The 17,929-nt window shown below is 43.2% G+C and carries 16 protein-coding genes; 9 read left to right on the plus strand and 7 right to left on the minus strand.

Annotated elements, in window-relative coordinates; all coding sequences use genetic code 11:
* Positions 1-104: 104 nt before the first annotated feature.
* From lysC to L884_RS23355, 3 genes are all read left to right on the plus strand, one after another.
* A complete protein-coding gene (lysC, locus tag L884_RS0100930; protein ID WP_028765721.1) occupies positions 105-1,475 on the plus strand; it encodes a lysine-sensitive aspartokinase 3 in 1,371 nt (456 codons plus the stop codon).
* 36 nt (positions 1,476-1,511) lie between these two features.
* Positions 1,512-2,624 carry a succinylglutamate desuccinylase/aspartoacylase family protein gene (locus tag L884_RS0100935; protein WP_028765722.1) on the plus strand — a complete coding sequence of 371 codons (1,113 nt, stop codon included), beginning with the start codon at positions 1,512-1,514 and terminating at the stop codon, positions 2,622-2,624.
* A gap of 220 nt (positions 2,625-2,844) precedes the next feature.
* On the plus strand, positions 2,845-6,654 hold the full coding sequence (locus L884_RS23355; protein ID WP_028765723.1) for a S8 family serine peptidase: 3,810 nt from the start codon (positions 2,845-2,847) through the stop codon (positions 6,652-6,654).
* 64 nt (positions 6,655-6,718) lie between these two features.
* On the opposite strand, the gene asnC is transcribed toward L884_RS23355, so the two are convergent.
* From asnC to L884_RS0100965, 5 genes are all read right to left on the minus strand, one after another.
* Positions 6,719-7,180 (minus strand): transcriptional regulator AsnC, encoded by a 462-nt coding sequence (asnC, locus tag L884_RS0100945; protein WP_012275918.1) that lies wholly within the window; start codon positions 7,178-7,180, stop codon positions 6,719-6,721.
* A 204-nt stretch (positions 7,181-7,384) separates the two neighbouring features.
* Positions 7,385-8,062, minus strand: coding sequence for a bifunctional tRNA pseudouridine(32) synthase/23S rRNA pseudouridine(746) synthase RluA (gene rluA, locus L884_RS0100950; protein WP_028765724.1), 678 nt, complete (start codon positions 8,060-8,062; stop codon positions 7,385-7,387).
* A gap of 88 nt (positions 8,063-8,150) precedes the next feature.
* The gene (locus L884_RS0100955) at positions 8,151-8,441 is read right to left on the minus strand and encodes a hypothetical protein (RefSeq protein WP_028765725.1); all 291 of its coding nucleotides are present in this window, start codon (positions 8,439-8,441) and stop codon (positions 8,151-8,153) included.
* Positions 8,442-8,491: 50 nt separating this feature from the next.
* A complete protein-coding gene (locus tag L884_RS0100960) occupies positions 8,492-9,013 on the minus strand; it encodes a class I SAM-dependent methyltransferase (RefSeq protein ID WP_028765726.1) in 522 nt (173 codons plus the stop codon).
* Positions 9,014-9,017: 4 nt separating this feature from the next.
* Positions 9,018-9,428 (minus strand): hypothetical protein, encoded by a 411-nt coding sequence (locus tag L884_RS0100965; RefSeq protein WP_028765727.1) that lies wholly within the window; start codon positions 9,426-9,428, stop codon positions 9,018-9,020.
* Between the two features lie 443 nt (positions 9,429-9,871).
* Between L884_RS0100965 and L884_RS0100970 the strand changes: the two genes are divergently transcribed.
* The gene (locus L884_RS0100970; RefSeq protein ID WP_028765728.1) at positions 9,872-10,858 is read left to right on the plus strand and encodes a 2-hydroxyacid dehydrogenase; all 987 of its coding nucleotides are present in this window, start codon (positions 9,872-9,874) and stop codon (positions 10,856-10,858) included.
* A 139-nt stretch (positions 10,859-10,997) separates the two neighbouring features.
* Positions 10,998-11,735, plus strand: a complete 738-nt coding sequence (locus tag L884_RS0100975) for a dienelactone hydrolase family protein (RefSeq protein WP_028765729.1) — start codon at positions 10,998-11,000, stop codon at positions 11,733-11,735.
* Positions 11,736-11,800: 65 nt separating this feature from the next.
* On the opposite strand, the gene L884_RS0100980 is transcribed toward L884_RS0100975, so the two are convergent.
* On the minus strand, positions 11,801-12,325 hold the full coding sequence (locus L884_RS0100980) for a DUF3332 domain-containing protein (RefSeq protein WP_028765730.1): 525 nt from the start codon (positions 12,323-12,325) through the stop codon (positions 11,801-11,803).
* Positions 12,326-12,611: 286 nt separating this feature from the next.
* Between L884_RS0100980 and L884_RS0100985 the strand changes: the two genes are divergently transcribed.
* The 4 genes from L884_RS0100985 (at position 12,612) to L884_RS21525 (ending at position 17,411) form a co-directional block, all read left to right on the plus strand.
* Positions 12,612-13,355: a spermidine synthase gene (locus L884_RS0100985; RefSeq protein ID WP_028765731.1), complete on the plus strand. Its 744-nt coding sequence runs from the start codon at positions 12,612-12,614 to the stop codon at positions 13,353-13,355.
* A 384-nt stretch (positions 13,356-13,739) separates the two neighbouring features.
* Positions 13,740-14,309, plus strand: a complete 570-nt coding sequence (ahpC, locus tag L884_RS0100990; RefSeq protein ID WP_028765732.1) for an alkyl hydroperoxide reductase subunit C — start codon at positions 13,740-13,742, stop codon at positions 14,307-14,309.
* A 277-nt stretch (positions 14,310-14,586) separates the two neighbouring features.
* Complete coding sequence (gene ahpF / locus L884_RS0100995; RefSeq protein WP_028765733.1) at positions 14,587-16,161, plus strand: alkyl hydroperoxide reductase subunit F; 1,575 nt, start codon at positions 14,587-14,589, stop codon at positions 16,159-16,161.
* 95 nt (positions 16,162-16,256) lie between these two features.
* Complete coding sequence (locus L884_RS21525) at positions 16,257-17,411, plus strand: GGDEF domain-containing protein (RefSeq protein WP_051435480.1); 1,155 nt, start codon at positions 16,257-16,259, stop codon at positions 17,409-17,411.
* Here L884_RS21525 and L884_RS0101005 read toward each other — a convergent pair.
* Entirely contained in the window at positions 17,408-17,605 is a 198-nt protein-coding gene (locus L884_RS0101005; RefSeq protein WP_028765734.1) for a hypothetical protein, read from the minus strand. The genes L884_RS21525 and L884_RS0101005 overlap by 4 nt on opposite strands.
* Positions 17,606-17,929: the final 324 nt, after the last annotated feature.

The following is a 17,929-nucleotide window of genomic DNA, read 5'->3' on the forward strand; positions in this document are numbered from 1 at the left end:
CAGGCTCTTCGAACGAAGTTAGTTCGGAGCTTATTCATGTTTGTTTTAAATTTAATTTGTGGTACCCAGTCTTGTTCGTTTCCTGCTCTACAGGAGGCGGTATTATGTCGTTAAATTCTAATAGTAATCTAACTGTTGCTAAGTTTGGTGGAACCTCTGTTGCCGACTTTGACGCAATGCAGCGCTGTGCCGATATTATTATCGCCAACCCACAAACTCGGGTCGTTGTGGTCAGTGCCTCAAGCGGTGTGACTAATCAGCTGGTTGCGTTAACTCAAGAAGATACCAGTGCTGAGCAATCGAAAGCTTTGATCAAGCAGATTGCGTCGATTCAATATCAAATTCTAGATAGACTGCAGAATCCCGGTGATATTGCTGCCAAAATTGACCGTATATTGAGTCATATCTCCACTTTGAATGAGCGTCTGAAATTGACTCGCAGCAAAGCGGTAATAGACGAACTTCTATCCCAAGGTGAGGCTTGCTCTTCGGTATTTTTTGCTGCGGTACTGCGCGAAAAAGGCGCGAGTGCTAGCGCATTTGATGTGCGTCAAGTACTACGAACAGACAGTCACTACGGTAAAGCTGAGCCACAAATCGAAATGATTGCTGAATTGGCTCAGGCACAATTGCAACCATTATTGCCATCGCAAGTTATCGTAACCCAAGGATTTGTTGGTGCAGACGCTGAAGGTAACACCACAACGTTAGGTCGTGGTGGCAGTGACTACTCTGCCGCTTTGCTTGCTGAAGCATTACATGCCGATGCGGTAGAGATCTGGACAGATGTAGCAGGGATTTATACCACCGACCCAAGACTTGCACCTAATGCCAGCCCAATCGCTGAAATTAGCTTTAATGAAGCGGCAGAGATGGCAACTTTTGGCGCTAAGGTATTACACCCCGCTACAATCTTGCCAGCGGTACGACAAAAGATTCAGGTCTTTGTTGGTTCTAGTTGGGCACCAGAGCAAGGCGGAACTTGGATCCGCCATAAAGTTTCGACCGAGCCTGTCTATCGTGCAGTGGCGCTGCGCCGAGATCAAACGTTGTTAAATTTACATAGTCTACAAATGCTTCATGCCCAAGGTTTCCTAGCGGAAACATTTGCTACTCTTGCTCGGCATAAGATCAGTGTTGATTTAATCACGACCTCTGAGGTGAACGTCGCTTTGACTCTTGATAAAACCGGCTCGGACTCGAGTGGCCAAGGTTTGTTAAGCGAAGCCTTACTGCAAGAGTTATCACAACACTGTCGGGTAAGAGTCGAAGATGGTTTAGCACTCGTGGCGGTGATCGGTAATAACATCGCCTCTACAGCTGGTGTGTGTCGTCGAGTATTTGAAGTATTAGAAACTTATAACGTGCGCATGATTTGCCAAGGTGCGAGCCCGCATAACCTTTGTATTTTGGTGGATGAAGCTGAGGCCGGTAATGTTATTCGTGCATTGCATGAAAACTTATTTGAAGCTTGATAGTAACCATTAATAGACTGAGGAACTGCAGACGTTATGAAGTTTAAGCAATCTAGCCTTACAGTTGGTGAGTTGGCTACAGGGCATGGGTTAAGTGTGCCGTTGTTTCACATAGCGGGTAAAGATAGCCAAGCACCTAAGGTGTTTATTCAAGCCAATGTACATGGCGCTGAAGTGCAGGGAAATGCGGTTATTTTTCAGTTAATGAAAAGGCTTGAGCAAATGGATGTGCAAGGGGATGTCACTATACTTCCCTTGGCAAATCCTTTGGGCATTAACCAAAAGAGCGGTGAGTTTACCCTTGGCCGCTTTGATCCGATAACCGGTGTCAATTGGAATCGCGAATACTTGGATCATCAAATAGATGTTGCTAGTTGGTATCAGCGTCATTGTGAATTAGATGATAAAGCCTTGATTGCTGCTTATCGTGCAGAGCTTATTGCTTCTTGTGATGCACATTTAAATCAGCAATGGGGGGTGACCACAGGCAAACGCCTAGCGGTTACCTTGCAACAATTAGCACATCAAGCGGACATTGTGATTGATCTGCATACTGGGCCTAAGTCGTGCAAACATATGTACTGCCCTGAGTATGATGTTAATGCAGCAACCTTATTTTCAATTGCTTACACTTTAGTTATCCCTAATGAATTTGGTGGTGCTATGGACGAAGCGGCGTTTTGTCCTTGGTGGCAATTAACCGAACATATCAATGCAGTAGGTGGTGATTTTCAGGTGCCTGTAGTTGCATTTACGTTGGAACTTGGCAGCCAAGAACTGATTGATTTAGACGATGCCTTAACTGACGCTCATGGCATATTGGCCTATTTAAGTCACAGAGGCGTCGTGGCTGATAAGGTCGAGCCGGCTCAAATGCCAAGGTATGGCTGTTATTTAAAAGATTATAAGAAGTATCATGCGCCAACGGCTGGCCTTGTTGAATACAAAGCTCGCCTTGGACATATACTTTATTCTGGTGAGACATTAGCAAATGTTCTAAGGCTGGATCGCTTTGGCACTAATGAAGAGTTAACAGAGCTAGTGTTAAATCAGGACTGCGTTCCTATCTTACATTTCGCTTCAGCGTCGATCTATCAAGGCACTGAGCTATATAAGGTGATGACGAATCTGTTTGAACTGAATTCGTAATTTTAGCTTTACATATAGATGCATTTGTATCTGTTTTTGTTTTTATATTGTTAATTTTTTGTTTGCCGGCTTATTTCTGTTGTGATACTAATGTTTTTCGCCTAAGTCATATGTGCTATTTGATGAAGTTGTTGTAGTGCATTTTTCTAACTGGAAGGCTTTGGTGACATGAAAGCAGGATAAAACAATAAAAACTTGCAAGTATTTAAGGAATTGACAAGTGAAAACAAAAATAGCAATTGCAGTATCAGCTGCTATAGTCACAATGTCTGCTAGTGCGCTAGCTGCACAATCTGATTATAATCAACAAATTACTAAGTTAAATAACTCAGGATCAGCTAGAGCAAATATTGCTGTGGTAGATTCAAAATCAGCCGCTTACTCACAAAATCAAGTAGTTAGACAAAACGCGGTATTCACTCCAGAACCCAACCTTGATTCAGGCGTTTATCGATATTTTGTTCGCTTAATTGAAAGCCCGGTCGCGCTCTATCAAGGTGGTATTGAAGGTTTTCAGGCAACGTCTTTAGAAAAAGCGCCAGGTAAAAATGGTAAGTTAGACGTAACTAGCGCAGCGGTAAAATCTTACCGTTCATTCCTATCTTCAAAGCAAGATCGTGTGATTCAAAAGGCTAACGCAGTACTTGGTGAACTAGACGTCAAGCAAAGAACAACACTGGCCTATAACGGTCTTGTCGTTGAAATGACTCAAGCACAAGCTACTAAATTAGCTACAGTCGCTGGTATTGCCAATATCCAACGTGAAATTTTACGTAAGCCAATGACTGACTCAGGCCCTGCAATCATTAAAGCACCTTCGGTGTGGAGTGGTGAAGCGACAGGCACAGAAAGCAAAGGTGAAGGCATGATTGTCGGTATTATTGATACTGGTATCAATACCGATCATCCTTCTTTCGCTGACGTTGGCGGTGATGGTTATGATCATACTAACCCTTGGGGCCCAGGCGTTTATTCTGGTGATTGTTCAGCTGACTTCCCTGAGCTTTGTAACGATAAGCTGATCGGTGTTCATAGTTGGCCAGCGATCACCGATCAATATTTAGATTATGACATTGATGTGCCTGCCAATGGTGAAGATTATAACGGCCACGGCTCGCATACCGCTGGTACAACGGCAGGTAACGTATTAATTGATACTAACGTACCCAATGTTGATGGCGAAGATACAGGTGTAGTATTTGATACTATCTCTGGTGTAGCGCCTCACGCCAATATTGTTTCATACCAAGTTTGTCTACCGGGTGAAAATGATGAAATTGGTTTTGCTGGCTGTTTCCCTTCATTAACGGTACTTGCAGTAGAGCATGCAATTGAAAATGGCGTTGATGCACTTAACTATTCAATTGGCGGCGGTTCTAGTAACCCTTGGAATGATGCCGACGCACTCGCGTTCTTATCGGCACGTAAAGCAGGTATTCACGTTGCGACATCTGCAGGTAACTCAGGTCCAGGCCCTGAAACAGTTGGTTCACCGGGTGATGCGCCATGGTTAACAACAGTTGCGGCTTATACTCATGACCGTGATTTTTCTGAAAAGAACATCGGTTCGTTCAGTGGCGGCGATACCGCAGCTCCAGAGGCGTTAACAGGTAAGGCAATGACTGGCGAATTCACAGGCTCTGTGGTTTATGCTGGTGACTTTGAAAATGCCAACGATCCAGATAATGATCCTGCGCAATGTTTAGAACCATTCCCGGCAGATACTTTTGCTGATGACACTATTGTAGTATGTGATCGCGGTGCGATTGCTCGTGTAGATAAAGGCCGTAACGTACTGGCTGGTGGTGCATCAGGCCTAGTACTTGCTAACCTACAAGGTGGCGCAGAGAGTGTTGTAGCCGATGCCCATGTGTTACCGGCGATTCATATCGATGCAGATAAAGGTGATGCGCTTAAAGCTTGGCTTGCTACTGGTGCCGACCATAAGGCAACAATTACAGGCACAGAAGTGGTTCAAGATGAAAAGCTAGCACGCATTGCTGCAGGTTTTACTTCTCGTGGACCTAACAAGTCTGTACCTGATGTCATTGCCCCATCGATTGCGGCGCCAGGAGTGAGTATTTTTGCTGCATACGCAGATCAACAATCTGCTGGCTTTAAGGAAAATCCAGATCCTAGTGATTATGGTTTCTTAAGCGGCACTTCTATGGCAAGTCCGCATGTTGCCGGCGCACTGACATTGCTGGCCAGCCTTCATCCTGAATGGACGCCTGCAGAAGTTCAGTCGGCATTAATGCTAACTGCTGATCAAAACACCTTAAAAGACGATGGTGTAACGCCATCTGATTTCTTTGATATGGGCGCAGGTTATGCCAACGTAGAAGCGGCGGCTAAAACTGGTCTAGTAATGGATGAAAGCTATGTCGATTATGTTAAAGCCGACCCTGCATTAGGTGGTCAGCCATCGCAAATTAACTTAGCGACTATTGCTAATGCTAAATGTGTGGGCGAATGCACTTGGACTAGAACTGTTAAAGCAACTAAAGATGGTTCATGGACTGCTAGTACTATGGGGGTTACTGATGGATTAGTGCTATCAGTTATGCCTGAGTCATTTGAGTTAAAAGCTGGTGAAACGCAGGAGCTTACTGTTACTGCTGATATTTCTGCAGCAAGTGCAGGTTGGAATTTTGCTAATATCAAGTTGATGGCTGAAGATATGCCTGAGGTTAAGTTACCTGTAGCCGTAAAAGGTGACTCTAACAACTTGCCAGCCAGCCTTGATATTACAGCGGGCAGAACTACTGGTAGCATCACCTACAGTGGTTTCACATCGACAGAGCTTACTGACATCAAAGCCGGAGTATATGATAAGTCTACTAATCTTATCGATCCAGTTACATTGAACGTACCTGAAGATGGTTTGGATTATGTAGCAATGAACTTCCCTGCATTAGCCAACGTGGTTATTTCTATCTCTTCAGAGACTGCACCAGATGTTGATTTGCGCATTTTAGATGCCACATTCACTAAAATTGGTAGCAGTGCTGGCCCTGATTCAAACGAGTCGGTTGCCTTTACAAATCTACCTGCAGGTACATATTACCTAGTGGTTGATGGTTATACAGCATCGACTCCAGGTGGTACCGATGAAGTCACTATGAATATTTCATCAATTCTACCTACCGATGAATCACTGAGTGATAACATCAATGTAGCGGTAGATGAAGCTGAAGGCGAGTTCAGTCTGACTTTCGATTGGAATACCGATACTAATACTTCAGGTATTTTGATTTTGACATCAGGCGATCAAAGCAGCGAAGTGCAAGTGCCATTAAATATCACTCGTAAGAATGATGTCACTCACTTCCATAGTTTAGCTGATGCGATGACTGCTGGTGTTGCAAGTCGTGTTGGTTTTAACGTGGCGCCAAACTTTAGTGATGAAGACAAAGAGTATTCATTCTCTGCACAAATGTCTGCAGGCCATAAAGTTGCCAATATTTCAAATGGTGGTGTACAAGAAGGCAATACCATTACTTGGACTGTTGTACAGGAAGCGTCTTCAGGTGAGGCAATGGTTGTTGGCTTCGATTTGATCCCAACAAAAGCAGGTTCTGCATATGCGATGAAACTTACCAACTCGTTTGGTGATGACATGGTAGAGGAAACGGTTAAGTTTGGGGTATCTGAAGTAGCACCTGTGGCAGTTTTAGATGCACCTAAAGTTGCAATCGCTAGACGCAGTGTAACTATGGATGGTTCTGGCTCATTTGATGGTAATGATGACGAATTGACTTACAAGTGGGTTCAGCTTAGCGGTACTCCAGTTGAATTTAATGCATCATCAGCTTCATTTAGCTTCTTGGCTCCTGATGTAAAAGTTTCTGGAGATACATTATCGTTTGAACTAACGGTTTCAGATGCAAATGGTAATTCAGATTCTACAAGCGCAAGCTTCCCTGTTGAGTACCAGAGGCCTTACGAATCAAGTGATGGTGGTAGTCTAGGTTGGTTTACAACTTTGTTATTACCGCTTGCTTGGTTAAGAAGAAAAAAGAAATCTTAATATTTAACTTAACTGAAAAAGGCTAACAATTGTTAGCCTTTTTTTTGCTTAATGGTATCGCAAACTACGGCTTAACCGCCCGTACAATCGGGTTTTGTAGGCTAATCAAGGTTTCTGTTGATTGGATTTCATCAATTGACTGGATGCGATTAATCAAAACATGCTGCAAACCATCGATAGATTGGCACATTACCTTTACAAATACACTGTAGTTACCTGTGGTGTAATAAGCTTCCACCACTTCTTCTAATGCGTTCAATTTTGAGATTGCCGCAGGGTAATCACCAGCACTTTTTAGATTAATACCAATGAAACAACATACGTCGTAGCCTAGTGCTTTGGGATTTACGGTGATCTGTGCGCCAGTAATGATCCCAGCTTGTTTCATTTTTTCGACGCGAACATGGATGGTACCCGCACTCACACCAAAGCGTTTGGCAAGCTCGGCAAAAGGGGTTCTTGCCTCTTTCATTAAGGCAGATAAAATTTGGTTATCGAGTGAATCTCTTTGAAATGGAGCTTCCATAATAAATACGTTAATTGCTTAGAGGTTAGTTAAGTAATTTACGTATTTTGTGCACAATATTCTACTGATTTATCGATTAACGTAATGATAAGGTGATATTGCTAGCTTATTTGCTTTAAAGGTGGCGGGCATATAACGAGTGAGGCAACAAAAGCACCAAAAATGGCTGATGCTTTTGTTTGTCTTACATACAGTAAGGGGAGACTATTGTTCACCTTCAGCATGCATAAAGGGGGCATCACAGCTAAAAGTCATCGGCTCTTTAGTGTATGGATGACTAATTGTTAGTGATTGGGCGTGTAGCAATAATCTCGGTGCTAAACGTTTGGCTAACGGATCGGCATAAAAGTTATCACCTAAGATTGGGTGACCTAAAGCCATCATATGTACTCGAAGCTGGTGTGAGCGACCAGTAATTGGGGTTAGCTTAACTAAGGTTGAACGTTTGCCATAGCTAATCACTTCATAGTGGGTTTCCGATGCTTTACCTATTTTATGATCAACTTTTTGTTTAGGTCGGTTTGGCCAGTCACAAATTAGCGGTAAATTAATCGTACCATGAGACTGCTTTACATGACCCGCTACGCGAGCGTAGTAGGTTTTCTTGGTTTCTCTATCTCTAAATTGGCGTTTTAGTTCAGATTCAGCACTGCGGATTAATGCCACTACAATAACACCTGAGGTTGCCATATCTAAGCGATGCACAATTTTGGCGTGAGGGAACTCTGCAAGCACTCGAGTGTATGTACTGTCTGCATGGGCTGGATCGCGCCCAGGAACAGATAGCAAACCTGACGGCTTATTTACCACCATGATGTCTTTATCTTGATGGAGGATTTCAAGCCAAGGTGAAGTCGGTGGAGAGTAGACAAAATCAGTCATGAGGCAGCCCTATTAATAATGCGGCGGCAAAGATACCTCTTTGCGACTTATCCATGCAAGTAGATTTAAGATTAATAGTCTATCGGATCTATGAAAAGCTGTTACCGTTAACGTGCATGATAGCAAAGGTCCACACTACGAAGGCGAGTGCACAGTGGATTAGCGCATAAAAAGACTGGTCAAGGCGTCCCATACTTTTTGCATCCCAAATGAGTAGGCCGTGCAATAAGATAACAATTGGAAATAGCGTTAATAGCGGATATAAACTCAGCACACTAGCATCACCAAAGACGAAGCGGCTAACCAGAGCCCAGACGACCATTAAGCCAGTGATTATCGGTGGGAGTGCGACTCGATATTGTTCTGGATATGGAAACATACTAGGCCTCTACATTTATGCTGAGTAATAACTACATCATCTAATGGGCGCTATACTTTTGGCTTTTGAGCAATGATCTGCGCCTTATAACTTGCCGTAGGTAAATCACCGAATAGATCTTCAGCGTAATGCAGGCAGTTCCAGTTAGCAAATATTGCTTGTAATTCACCCAGTTTCAGTAAAAAGTTTGGGTTTCTTGGCCTACCAATCTCAGCCTGTTTGGTCGTGAAAGTTTCATAAATGATATAGCCGCCGGGCTTAATAGTATCAATGATTTGCGGCAGTATAGGCCGGTGTAGGTAATTGAAGACTAATACTATGTCATATTGCTGTAGCGGCAGTGGTGGCGCGCTACCATCTTCAAGATCCCACTCTAGCTGCTCTGCATTTATAGTGGTTTTAGGCAGGTCCAACCTTGATAAATCTCGGTCAAGGTAGCTAACGCTGCAGCCATTATTGCTAAACCAAACGCCGTTGCGGCCACTGCCACAGGCCAGATCGAGAACTCTTAAATTGCTTGGCACTTTACCTAACAGTTGAGCAAATTGGTCGATGAGTTCAGCATTATTCATTGGGTTAGCCTTTTATTTCTTTTTTGCCACCAATACGGCGTCCATGAACGATAGAGAAGTGGCGTAGTCCAGACGGCCCATGAGAGACAACGACGGAGAGCAGTACGACTGTAATTAATAGTTCTGGTTTGTAATTTGCCAGCGGAATAAACAACAGTAGTAAGCCGATTTTGACTAAAGTCAGCACGCCTTTTAGTTGAATTAGCCAACGCCAATCGCGAACAATTTCCCAAATCATTAGCGTTGAGCCTGTTGCCATTGCCATAATCCAGTAGGTTGACCACTGCTCTTGAGGCACGTTGAGTAATATTCCGCCGCCAGCGCCCGTGACCCCGAGGATATGTAACGCACGCAGAGCCGTTTTTGAAAGGCGATGTACGATAAATTGCTTTTCAGAGAGTTCTTTTCTAGCCATTTTGATGTTTTTTGACAATGTCTTGTCAGTAAATATTATCAGGTATTGGCTAATTAAAAAGTGCGCAGTGATCACAGCCAGACCTTAGGCTTAAATTATCTACAGTTAATAAGCTCGAGCTCGATTTAACCTAATATTGTGAAGCAGTTATCTATACCACTTTATAGATACTGTTATGCTAATAAACATATGCTTACTCCGTGCTGCGACCGTTTTTCCATGCTCAACCATTAGCAGCACAGATTTAAATGAGCCTCAGAGAGTATCCTCGCTCTAAAAAGGTTTATTTATATTAAGCTGAAAAGCGAGCTGTCAGGGCTCGCTTTTTATTTTGTCGACATTCACTTTCGCAATTTCGCCACGCTTGAGCCTTATCAAGACAAATCTGCCTATATCGCATAGACTGTTCAAGTTTACTTCCTCTTTTAGCTAAGGTATCTACTATGAAAATAGGCTTTTTTAGCGCCAAGCATTACGACATGCAGCATTTTGATCGTACCAACTCAGCTTTTGGGGCTGCTATTGAGTATTTTGATTACCGTCTTTGTATGCAAACCGTCAAGCTTGCCGAAGGCTTTGAGGTTATTTGTGCGTTTGTGAATGATTCTTTGTGTGAAGAAGTCTTGATTGAATTGGCCGCTGGTGGCACCAAAATTATTGCAATGCGCTGCGCTGGGTTTAATAACGTTGATTTAGCTGCTGCAGCCCGTTTAGGTATTAAAGTGGTTAACGTACCTGCATATTCTCCAGAGTCGGTTGCTGAACACACTGTTGCGCTAATGCTGACCTTAAACCGTAAAATCCATAAAGCTTACCAGCGTACTCGTGACGCAAATTTCTCCCTTGAAGGCTTAGTGGGCTTTAATATGCATGGCCGTACTGTAGGAGTTATCGGAACGGGAAAAATTGGATTGGCAACTATCAAGGTGTTGCTTGGCTTTGGCTGTAAAGTCATTGCCCATGATCCCTATCCGAATCAAGCCGTAATTGACTTAGGTGTTGATTATCTGCCATTAGCCGAGCTGTACCCTTTGTGTGATGTCATCAGTTTGCATTGCCCGTTAACAGCTGAAAACCATCATTTACTCAGCGAGCAAAGCTTTAGTCAAATGAAACCTGGTGTAATGGTCATTAACACTAGCCGTGGTGGATTACTTAACGCACTCGATGCTATGGAAGCGTTAAAAACGGGTCAGCTAGGCTCTTTAGGCTTAGACGTTTATGAAAATGAAAAAGAACTGTTTTTTGAAGATAAGTCGAGTGAAATTATTCAAGACGATGTGTTTAGACGCTTATCAGCCTGCCACAACGTGATTTTTACTGGTCACCAAGCTTTTTTAACCGAAGAAGCACTGGGGGCGATAGCTCATACAACGTTAAGTAATGTTAAGCAGCTTCTTGCTGGAGAAGCGTGCCCGAACCAATTGTAATTATGACTGCGAGTTGGCAGCGCGCTGAGCTGCCAACATCAGTTTATTTATAATAGATTGCATTATCTAAGCTAGGTTTGAGCGGACCCCCTCGAACTGTCAACAACTTCAACATAAGAAAAGCGACTAAGGAAAGCCGATGATCATTACCCAAGAAGTCCATGATATTGATACCGCGACAGGCCCTATGCGCACCTATCTTTATCGTCCCGATAGTGAAGGCCAGTTTGCGACGATTATTTTCTATTCAGAGATTTTTCAACAGACGGCGCCAATTGCTCGTGCTGCCGCAATATTAGCTGGTCACGGCTTTGTGGTGTTGGTTCCTGAAGTTTTTCACGAGCTAAACCCAATCGGTACCGTGCTTGAATATGATGATGTCGGTAAAGATAAAGGTAACGCTGATAAGTTTACTAAGCCGTTAGAGCAACATGATACAGATACTGAGGCTTTGGTTGATTTTGCCCGCAGCATGAGCTTTTGTAGCAGTAATATTGGTAGCATGGGGGTATGTATTGGTGGGCATTTGGCTTACCGAGCGGCACTGAACCCTGATATTCAAGGGGCATTTTGCTTATATCCAACCGATATTCACTCAAATACTTTACCTTGTAACCAAGGCAATGATTCATTGAGTCGTACAGGGGAAATTGCAGCAGAGTTAGTATTGGTGTTTGGTAAGCAAGACCCACATGTATCAGGAGAAGGGCGTAAACTGATTTATGACAAACTTGAGGCGACTGATCGCAAGTTTAACTGGTTAGAAGTCAATGCTCAGCATGCTTTTATGCGTGATGAGGGCGACAGATATGATCCCGCTTTAGCTTTGCAAATGTATTTGCAGGCGGTGGCATTTTTTCAGCGCACCCTAAAGTAGTTGCTATTAGCAAAAAAAAGGGGCGAGTCATCACTGACTCGCCCCTTTTTATATGCAGTTGGTTATTAACCTTGTTGGTAAGCAGCTAGCTCTGCAGTGCTTACACGTGCAATAAACGCATTGTCTAAGTAGAAGTTAACGTGGTCGTTATCTTTAACACCAGACATGATTTGTTGGCTGCCATCTTCATACACAAGAGTCATAGCCAAAGTGTTTTCGTCAGTTGCAACCATTGATGCGCTAGTTAACTTAACGTTTTTTAGTGGAGCAGTAGTCAAATCACCATCAATGTGCTGGTTTACTTTGAAGATCGCTTCAACTGGCATATCAACAACTGCAGGTGAACGACCAGTGATTGGGTTAGTACCCGTCCAGAATTCAATGCTGTTAACGATAAATAGATCGCCAGTTGCAGCGAAGCCATAGATCGGGCTAAGTAGCATAAATAGGCCAGCACGGCCGTAACGGTTATCAACAGCGCTTAAGTTAGCTTTAGTTACCATAGCGCTTAGACCCATTTGGCCCATACAGCCGGTTAATTGAGTGCTTAATACTGCTGTTAGCACGATAGCTGAAATTGTCTTTTTCATTGGTATATTTGAGTGAATTGAGATTGGCGCTGATTGTATGTAACAGTAAAAAATGAAATGCGACCAAGCTCGCAATTCTGGGTTGGTAATTTGTTGTGATTGTGGTTGTTTTGCTGGGGTTTGTTTGTTAGCTGTGAGCCGTGTTCATTAGTTTGTTTGACTGTATCGTTTTTTGGTGAAATTGGAGTTATTTGTTGGCTGTGCCGTTTTACCCTCAGCTAACAACGAGGCATTTTACTCATGGGTAAATTGACCGCATAATAGCGCGCCTATTACTGGAGAGCGCATGTCAGATTATCAAGTTTTACATCAAACCCAAGATGAATACGGTCCACTTATCGTTTTAGAAGATAAACAAACGCGGATCTTAGCTTTTGGTGAAAATGATGAGCAAAGTAAATTACTCAAGGCTACGCCGCATATTCCGCAGCACACTTATGTGCAAGCTATGTTATTGGTACTGCTATATAGCCAACCTAAAAGCGCAATTGTACTAGGACTTGGTGGCGGTGGTCTTATTCACGCACTGCGCCATTTCGATGCCGGGATCAAACTTACAGCTGTAGAACTAAGAGCTGAAGTGATCGAACTGGCAAAGCGCTACTTTCAATTACCACTCAGTAAAAAGCTTAAAGTTGTTCACCAAGATGCCAAACATTTTTTAGCGGCAGCAGAACATAAACGAGTTGATGTGGTGTTTACTGATATATACAGCGCCGATGGCGTCGATGCCGCGCAGGTATCTGAAACCTTTATTGCCCAGTGTGCAGCTCTGATAAAAGCCGATGGTTACTTGGTACTGAATTGTTGGAAGGAGCATAGTCAAAATCGTGAACTTTTAGGGTATCTCAATATGCACTTTGCTGAGGTGCGCGCTTGTTTGACCGGTAGCGGCAACTGGGTGGTGCTTGCTGGTAAGGCTAAACATGAGATCAGCGCTAGCGGCTTAAAGAGCAAAGCGCAAGCGTTATCACAGCAGTTGGACTTCCAACTTGGCCGCTCGTTGACCCGGTTTGATATATGGGAGTAAGGTTAGTTGCTCAAGCTTATTGTTCATGATTAGCACAGCCTTACCTGCTTGATTGAATCAATCCCACTAGCCGTATCAGGCGCTAGTGGGTCATGATTAACACTGTTAATCGATTTTTCTACAGTTCCCCCTAAAAAGCGCAGATTGTCCAACTGTTTTTTCGTTCAAATCACAGCTAACTACCTAATATCATTGAGTTGTTAATCTTATTCGGAATTATCGATTAGGATGATAGCTTTTACTCGTTATGACAAATCGGTTTTCTCGACTACTATGCTTACATCGAAAACGAACTGGCTTTAAGAGACTCATCATCACTCATCTCAGTTTGTTGAATTTAAAGAAAAAGTATTTTTATTTTTTATTATTAAAATGGAGCATTACATGCATCAGTCAATCATCAACTCTACAATTAAGCCATTTTCAGCAACAGCATTCCACAACGGTGATTTCCACCCTGTGACTGAGCAAGATTTACTAGGTAAGTGGTCAGTTGTTTTCTTCTACCCAGCAGACTTTACCTTTGTATGTCCTACTGAACTAGGTGACATGGCTGACCACTACGAGAAGTTACAATCTATGGGCGTTGAAGTTTACTCAGTATCAACTGACACTCACTTCACTCATAAAGCATGGCATGCAAGCTCTGACACAATCGGTAAAATCAAGTACCCAATGATTGGTGACCCAACAGGTACTATCACACGCAACTTTGGTGTGATGATTGAAGAAGACGGTCTAGCACTTCGCGGTACATTTGTTATCAACCCAGAAGGTGAAATCAAAGTCGCTGAAGTACATGACCTAGGTATCGGCCGCAGCGCAGCTGAACTTGTTCGCAAAATCCAAGCGGCTCAGTATGTAGCTACTCACGACGGTGAAGTTTGCCCAGCAGCATGGCAGCCAGGTGAAGAAACTCTTGCACCATCAATCGACCTAGTAGGTAAGATTTAAGGGTAAAAGATTAAGGTATTTAATGGTCGCGTTAGTAAGCCCCACCCTTACTAACGCAAGCTTTAACCATTAACTGATTTCATCTCCTTAATATTTTGTTCAGCCTTGCTTCCCCCCTGATGTTGAGGCTGAACAACTTTTACTGTTAACCCTAACCACAGCAATACTTTTTTATTTTTATCACTTTTTATTTTTGTTACTTCTAGGCGCTGCTTGCGATATCGGCTGCCTCTAGAACAAGTATTGAACAACTGAATCGGATTATTTAGGAGTCATCATGTTAGATGCAAACGTAAAGAACCAACTGAATACTTATTTGCAAAACCTCAAGCATCCAGTTGAGCTGCTTGTATCGGCAGATGACAGCAAAAAAGCGCAAGAGCTTAAGTCACTGGCAGCAGATATTGATAGTTTGTCAGCGCTTATTTCTGTAACAGAGCAGCAAGGTGAGCGTACGCCATCAATGACAGTCGTTAACCCAGCATTAGGTTCACAAATTACTTTTGCTGGCCTGCCTATGGGACATGAGTTCACGTCTTTAGTGCTTGCGCTACTACATAGCGGTGGTCATCCAATTAAACTTGATAGCGATATTATCGAGCAAATCCGCCAGCTACCAGGTGAGTACCGCTTTGAAACCTATGTGTCGCTAAGTTGCCAGACTTGCCCTGAGGTTGTGCAAGCGCTGAACATGATGGCAGCGATTAACCCTAACATTACTAACGTGATGATTGATGGCTCTTTATTCCAAGATGAAGTAAATGAGCGCAATATTATGGCGGTGCCATCTGTTTATTTAAACGGTGAGCAGTTCTCTATGGGCGCAATCAGCACGGTTGAGATCTTAAACAAGCTAGACGTTAATGCTGCAGGTAGAAAAGCTGAGCAACTGAATCAAAAAGAGGCCTTTGATGTATTGGTTGTAGGCGGTGGCCCTGCGGGTGCATCGGCAGCAATTTACGCCGCACGAAAAGGTTTACGTACAGGTATTGTTGCAGACAAGTTTGGTGGTCAAGTTGCTGAAACTGTTGGTATTGAGAACTTTATCTCGGTAAAAGCGACAGAAGGCCCTAAGTTGGTGGCAAATCTTGAAGCACACGTACATGAATATGACGTAGATATTATGGATAACCAACGCGCACTAAGCTTAAAATCCGGCGAGTTGTTTGAGCTTGAACTTGAAAGCGGTGCGATGCTGCGTAGTAAAACAGTGCTTTTAGCAACAGGGGCACGCTGGCGCGAAATGAATGTTCCTGGTGAGCAAGAGTACCGCGGTAGTGGTGTGGCATACTGCCCACATTGTGATGGTCCACTGTTTAAAGGTAAGCGTGTAGCGGTGATTGGCGGCGGTAACTCAGGTATAGAAGCGGCAATCGATTTGGCTAATATCGTTGAGCACGTGACAGTACTTGAATTTGATAAATCATTGCGCGCAGATGAAGTATTGCAACGTAAAGCTAAGTCTATGGGCAATATTGAGATTATTACTCAAGCGATGACCACGGAAGTGACTGGTGATGGTAAGCGAGTTAACGGCTTAAACTACACTGATCGCGCAACCGGTGAAAATCATCATGTAGAACTTGCAGGGATCTTTGTGCAAATAGGTTTAGTGCCAAATTCAGAGTGGCTGAAAGATACTATTGATATGACAGCTCGCGGCGAGGTTATTGTTGACGCTAAAGGTGAAACCTCATTACCAGGTGTATTTGCTGCAGGTGATGTCACTAACTCAGCTTATAAGCAGATTATTATTGCCATGGGTAGCGGTGCAACCGCCTCTTTAGGTGCATTTGATTACCTAATTCGCCACAATGTTGATGATACAGCTAGTGACAATGTTGCAGCATAAAGTGATTAGTCGTTAGTATAAAGCCAGCAAACGCTGGCTTTTTTGTTAGATGATGATTATTTAATCTGCTACAGTCAAACAGCAGGGAGCGCGAATTGTTTAATGGAGAAAGACAACTGAACTCACATCGATATCAAGCGCAATTAAAGCGTGAGACTTTCACGATTTTAAAACGCGGTATTTTATGGGCGAGCTATGTCAGCTTAGCTCTGCTGTTTGTTGTGCTAGTGAATACTTACTATTTTGATAAAGAGTATTACGATGCGAGTATCCTGATTATCAAGTTTATACCGCTAACTTTGATTGTTGCTTTAGGTATATTTACCGCAAAAACTAAGGGTCTATTCAAAGTTACCGTGCATCAAACCTATTTCTATTTAGGCTTGTTGGTGAGTTCGTGGAGTTTAGTGCTGATTTCGCTGGCGTTATTGTCTGAGCAAAATATGCCGGGAGTCGAATCGCTTGCTGATATTTTAGTGCTAGTGTTTGCCTTAGCACTGTTTCCTAACCGCAATATTATGATCTTGGTGATTTTGCCCTTTTTGGCTTTTAGCGCTATGTATCACTCATTGCAGTTTTCTGAAGCGATAGTGTACCCGCTAACTAAGTTTTTGTGTTTTCTAGTGATTATTCTCTCAGGGCAAAAAATCATTTCAGGTTGGTTCTTTAAAGCGATAGTGCGCAATATCGAAAAGAAAAAACTATTAAGTCAGTTTAAGCGTTTAGCGCTGATTGATGGTTTAACTAACGTGAGTAATCGACGTCACTTTGATGAAGTGTTGTTACAAGAGTGCAAAGCGGCTAATCGTAATGAACAGCCTTTGAGTATTATCTTATTAGACATTGACTACTTTAAGCCATTGAATGATAGCTTAGGTCATCAAGTGGGTGATGAATACTTAGTTCAAGTTGCCGCTATATTAAATCAAGCCCTAGAGCGGCCGCGAGATTTAGTTGCAAGATACGGCGGAGAAGAGTTTGTTATGGTCTTGCCCGATACTGATTTAGACGGTGCAAACTGTGTGGCTGCTAAAGTTAAGCTACTGTTGAGCGAAGCTAAACTGAGCCATCCAAGCTCAGCTGTTGGCAAATATGTGACTGTTTCTCAGGGAGTGGCGCAGTGGCAAGAGCTGGAGCAGGCGAGTGCTTTATTGGCTAGAGTAGATGAGCTACTTTACCAAGCAAAAGCCAATGGTCGCGACTGCTATGTATCACAAACCCAGCCGCGGTCAGCCATGCAGGTAATTTAAGCCGTAGTATTGATATTGTGACCGGAATTACCAACCGGTGCCGGAGCCGCTTCTGGCACTGCTGCATTAATTAATTGCAGCGCAATATCGCCTTCAATTTTTTGCTGATCTTTTGCAAGTTGTGCCACTTTTACTCCAACCGCACCATGACTCATATTGGGCTGCAGGTTAGCACTCGATATTGTTACTGCCATATTCAACTCTACTTATTAGAAATGTTACTTATTTATCGGCGTTCTGCTCAATGACTTAAGTTTGTTTGTGTTACAGAGTGTATCTTTTTAAAGAAGGTCCTAGGCTCGAGGAAGAGCAGGTTCTAGGAAAAGCAAAGGGCAAAGGTGTTACAAACTAAGACGGCAAGAGTCGGATGGCCTGCAGCCTAGGGAACGTGACTGCATCACTAACGGAGCGCTGCGCTTACGGAAAGGCAAAGAAGGTTCGAGGAAGTGCTTTCCTAGGCGATAGGTTTTTATTCTAGAAAAATAAGGCCTTAGCTAAGGTGTTATCTAAGGCCTTAG

The sequence above is a fragment of the Shewanella fidelis ATCC BAA-318 genome (assembly GCF_000518605.1).
In the GTDB taxonomy this organism is placed as follows: Bacteria; Pseudomonadota; Gammaproteobacteria; order Enterobacterales; family Shewanellaceae; genus Shewanella; species Shewanella fidelis.

Coding starts and splice junctions, on each gene's coding strand:
- lysC (WP_028765721.1), top strand. CDS start 105: ATGTCGTTAAATTCTAATAGTAATCTAACTGTTGCTAAGTTTGGTGGA.
- L884_RS0100935 (WP_028765722.1), top strand. CDS start 1,512: ATGAAGTTTAAGCAATCTAGCCTTACAGTTGGTGAGTTGGCTACAGGG.
- asnC (WP_012275918.1), bottom strand. CDS start 7,180: ATGGAAGCTCCATTTCAAAGAGATTCACTCGATAACCAAATTTTATCT.
- rluA (WP_028765724.1), bottom strand. CDS start 8,062: ATGACTGATTTTGTCTACTCTCCACCGACTTCACCTTGGCTTGAAATC.
- L884_RS0100955 (WP_028765725.1), bottom strand. CDS start 8,441: ATGTTTCCATATCCAGAACAATATCGAGTCGCACTCCCACCGATAATC.
- L884_RS0100960 (WP_028765726.1), bottom strand. CDS start 9,013: ATGAATAATGCTGAACTCATCGACCAATTTGCTCAACTGTTAGGTAAA.
- L884_RS0100965 (WP_028765727.1), bottom strand. CDS start 9,428: ATGGCTAGAAAAGAACTCTCTGAAAAGCAATTTATCGTACATCGCCTT.
- L884_RS0100970 (WP_028765728.1), top strand. CDS start 9,872: ATGAAAATAGGCTTTTTTAGCGCCAAGCATTACGACATGCAGCATTTT.
- L884_RS0100975 (WP_028765729.1), top strand. CDS start 10,998: ATGATCATTACCCAAGAAGTCCATGATATTGATACCGCGACAGGCCCT.
- L884_RS0100980 (WP_028765730.1), bottom strand. CDS start 12,325: ATGAAAAAGACAATTTCAGCTATCGTGCTAACAGCAGTATTAAGCACT.
- L884_RS0100985 (WP_028765731.1), top strand. CDS start 12,612: ATGTCAGATTATCAAGTTTTACATCAAACCCAAGATGAATACGGTCCA.
- ahpC (WP_028765732.1), top strand. CDS start 13,740: ATGCATCAGTCAATCATCAACTCTACAATTAAGCCATTTTCAGCAACA.
- ahpF (WP_028765733.1), top strand. CDS start 14,587: ATGTTAGATGCAAACGTAAAGAACCAACTGAATACTTATTTGCAAAAC.
- L884_RS0101005 (WP_028765734.1), bottom strand. CDS start 17,605: ATGGCAGTAACAATATCGAGTGCTAACCTGCAGCCCAATATGAGTCAT.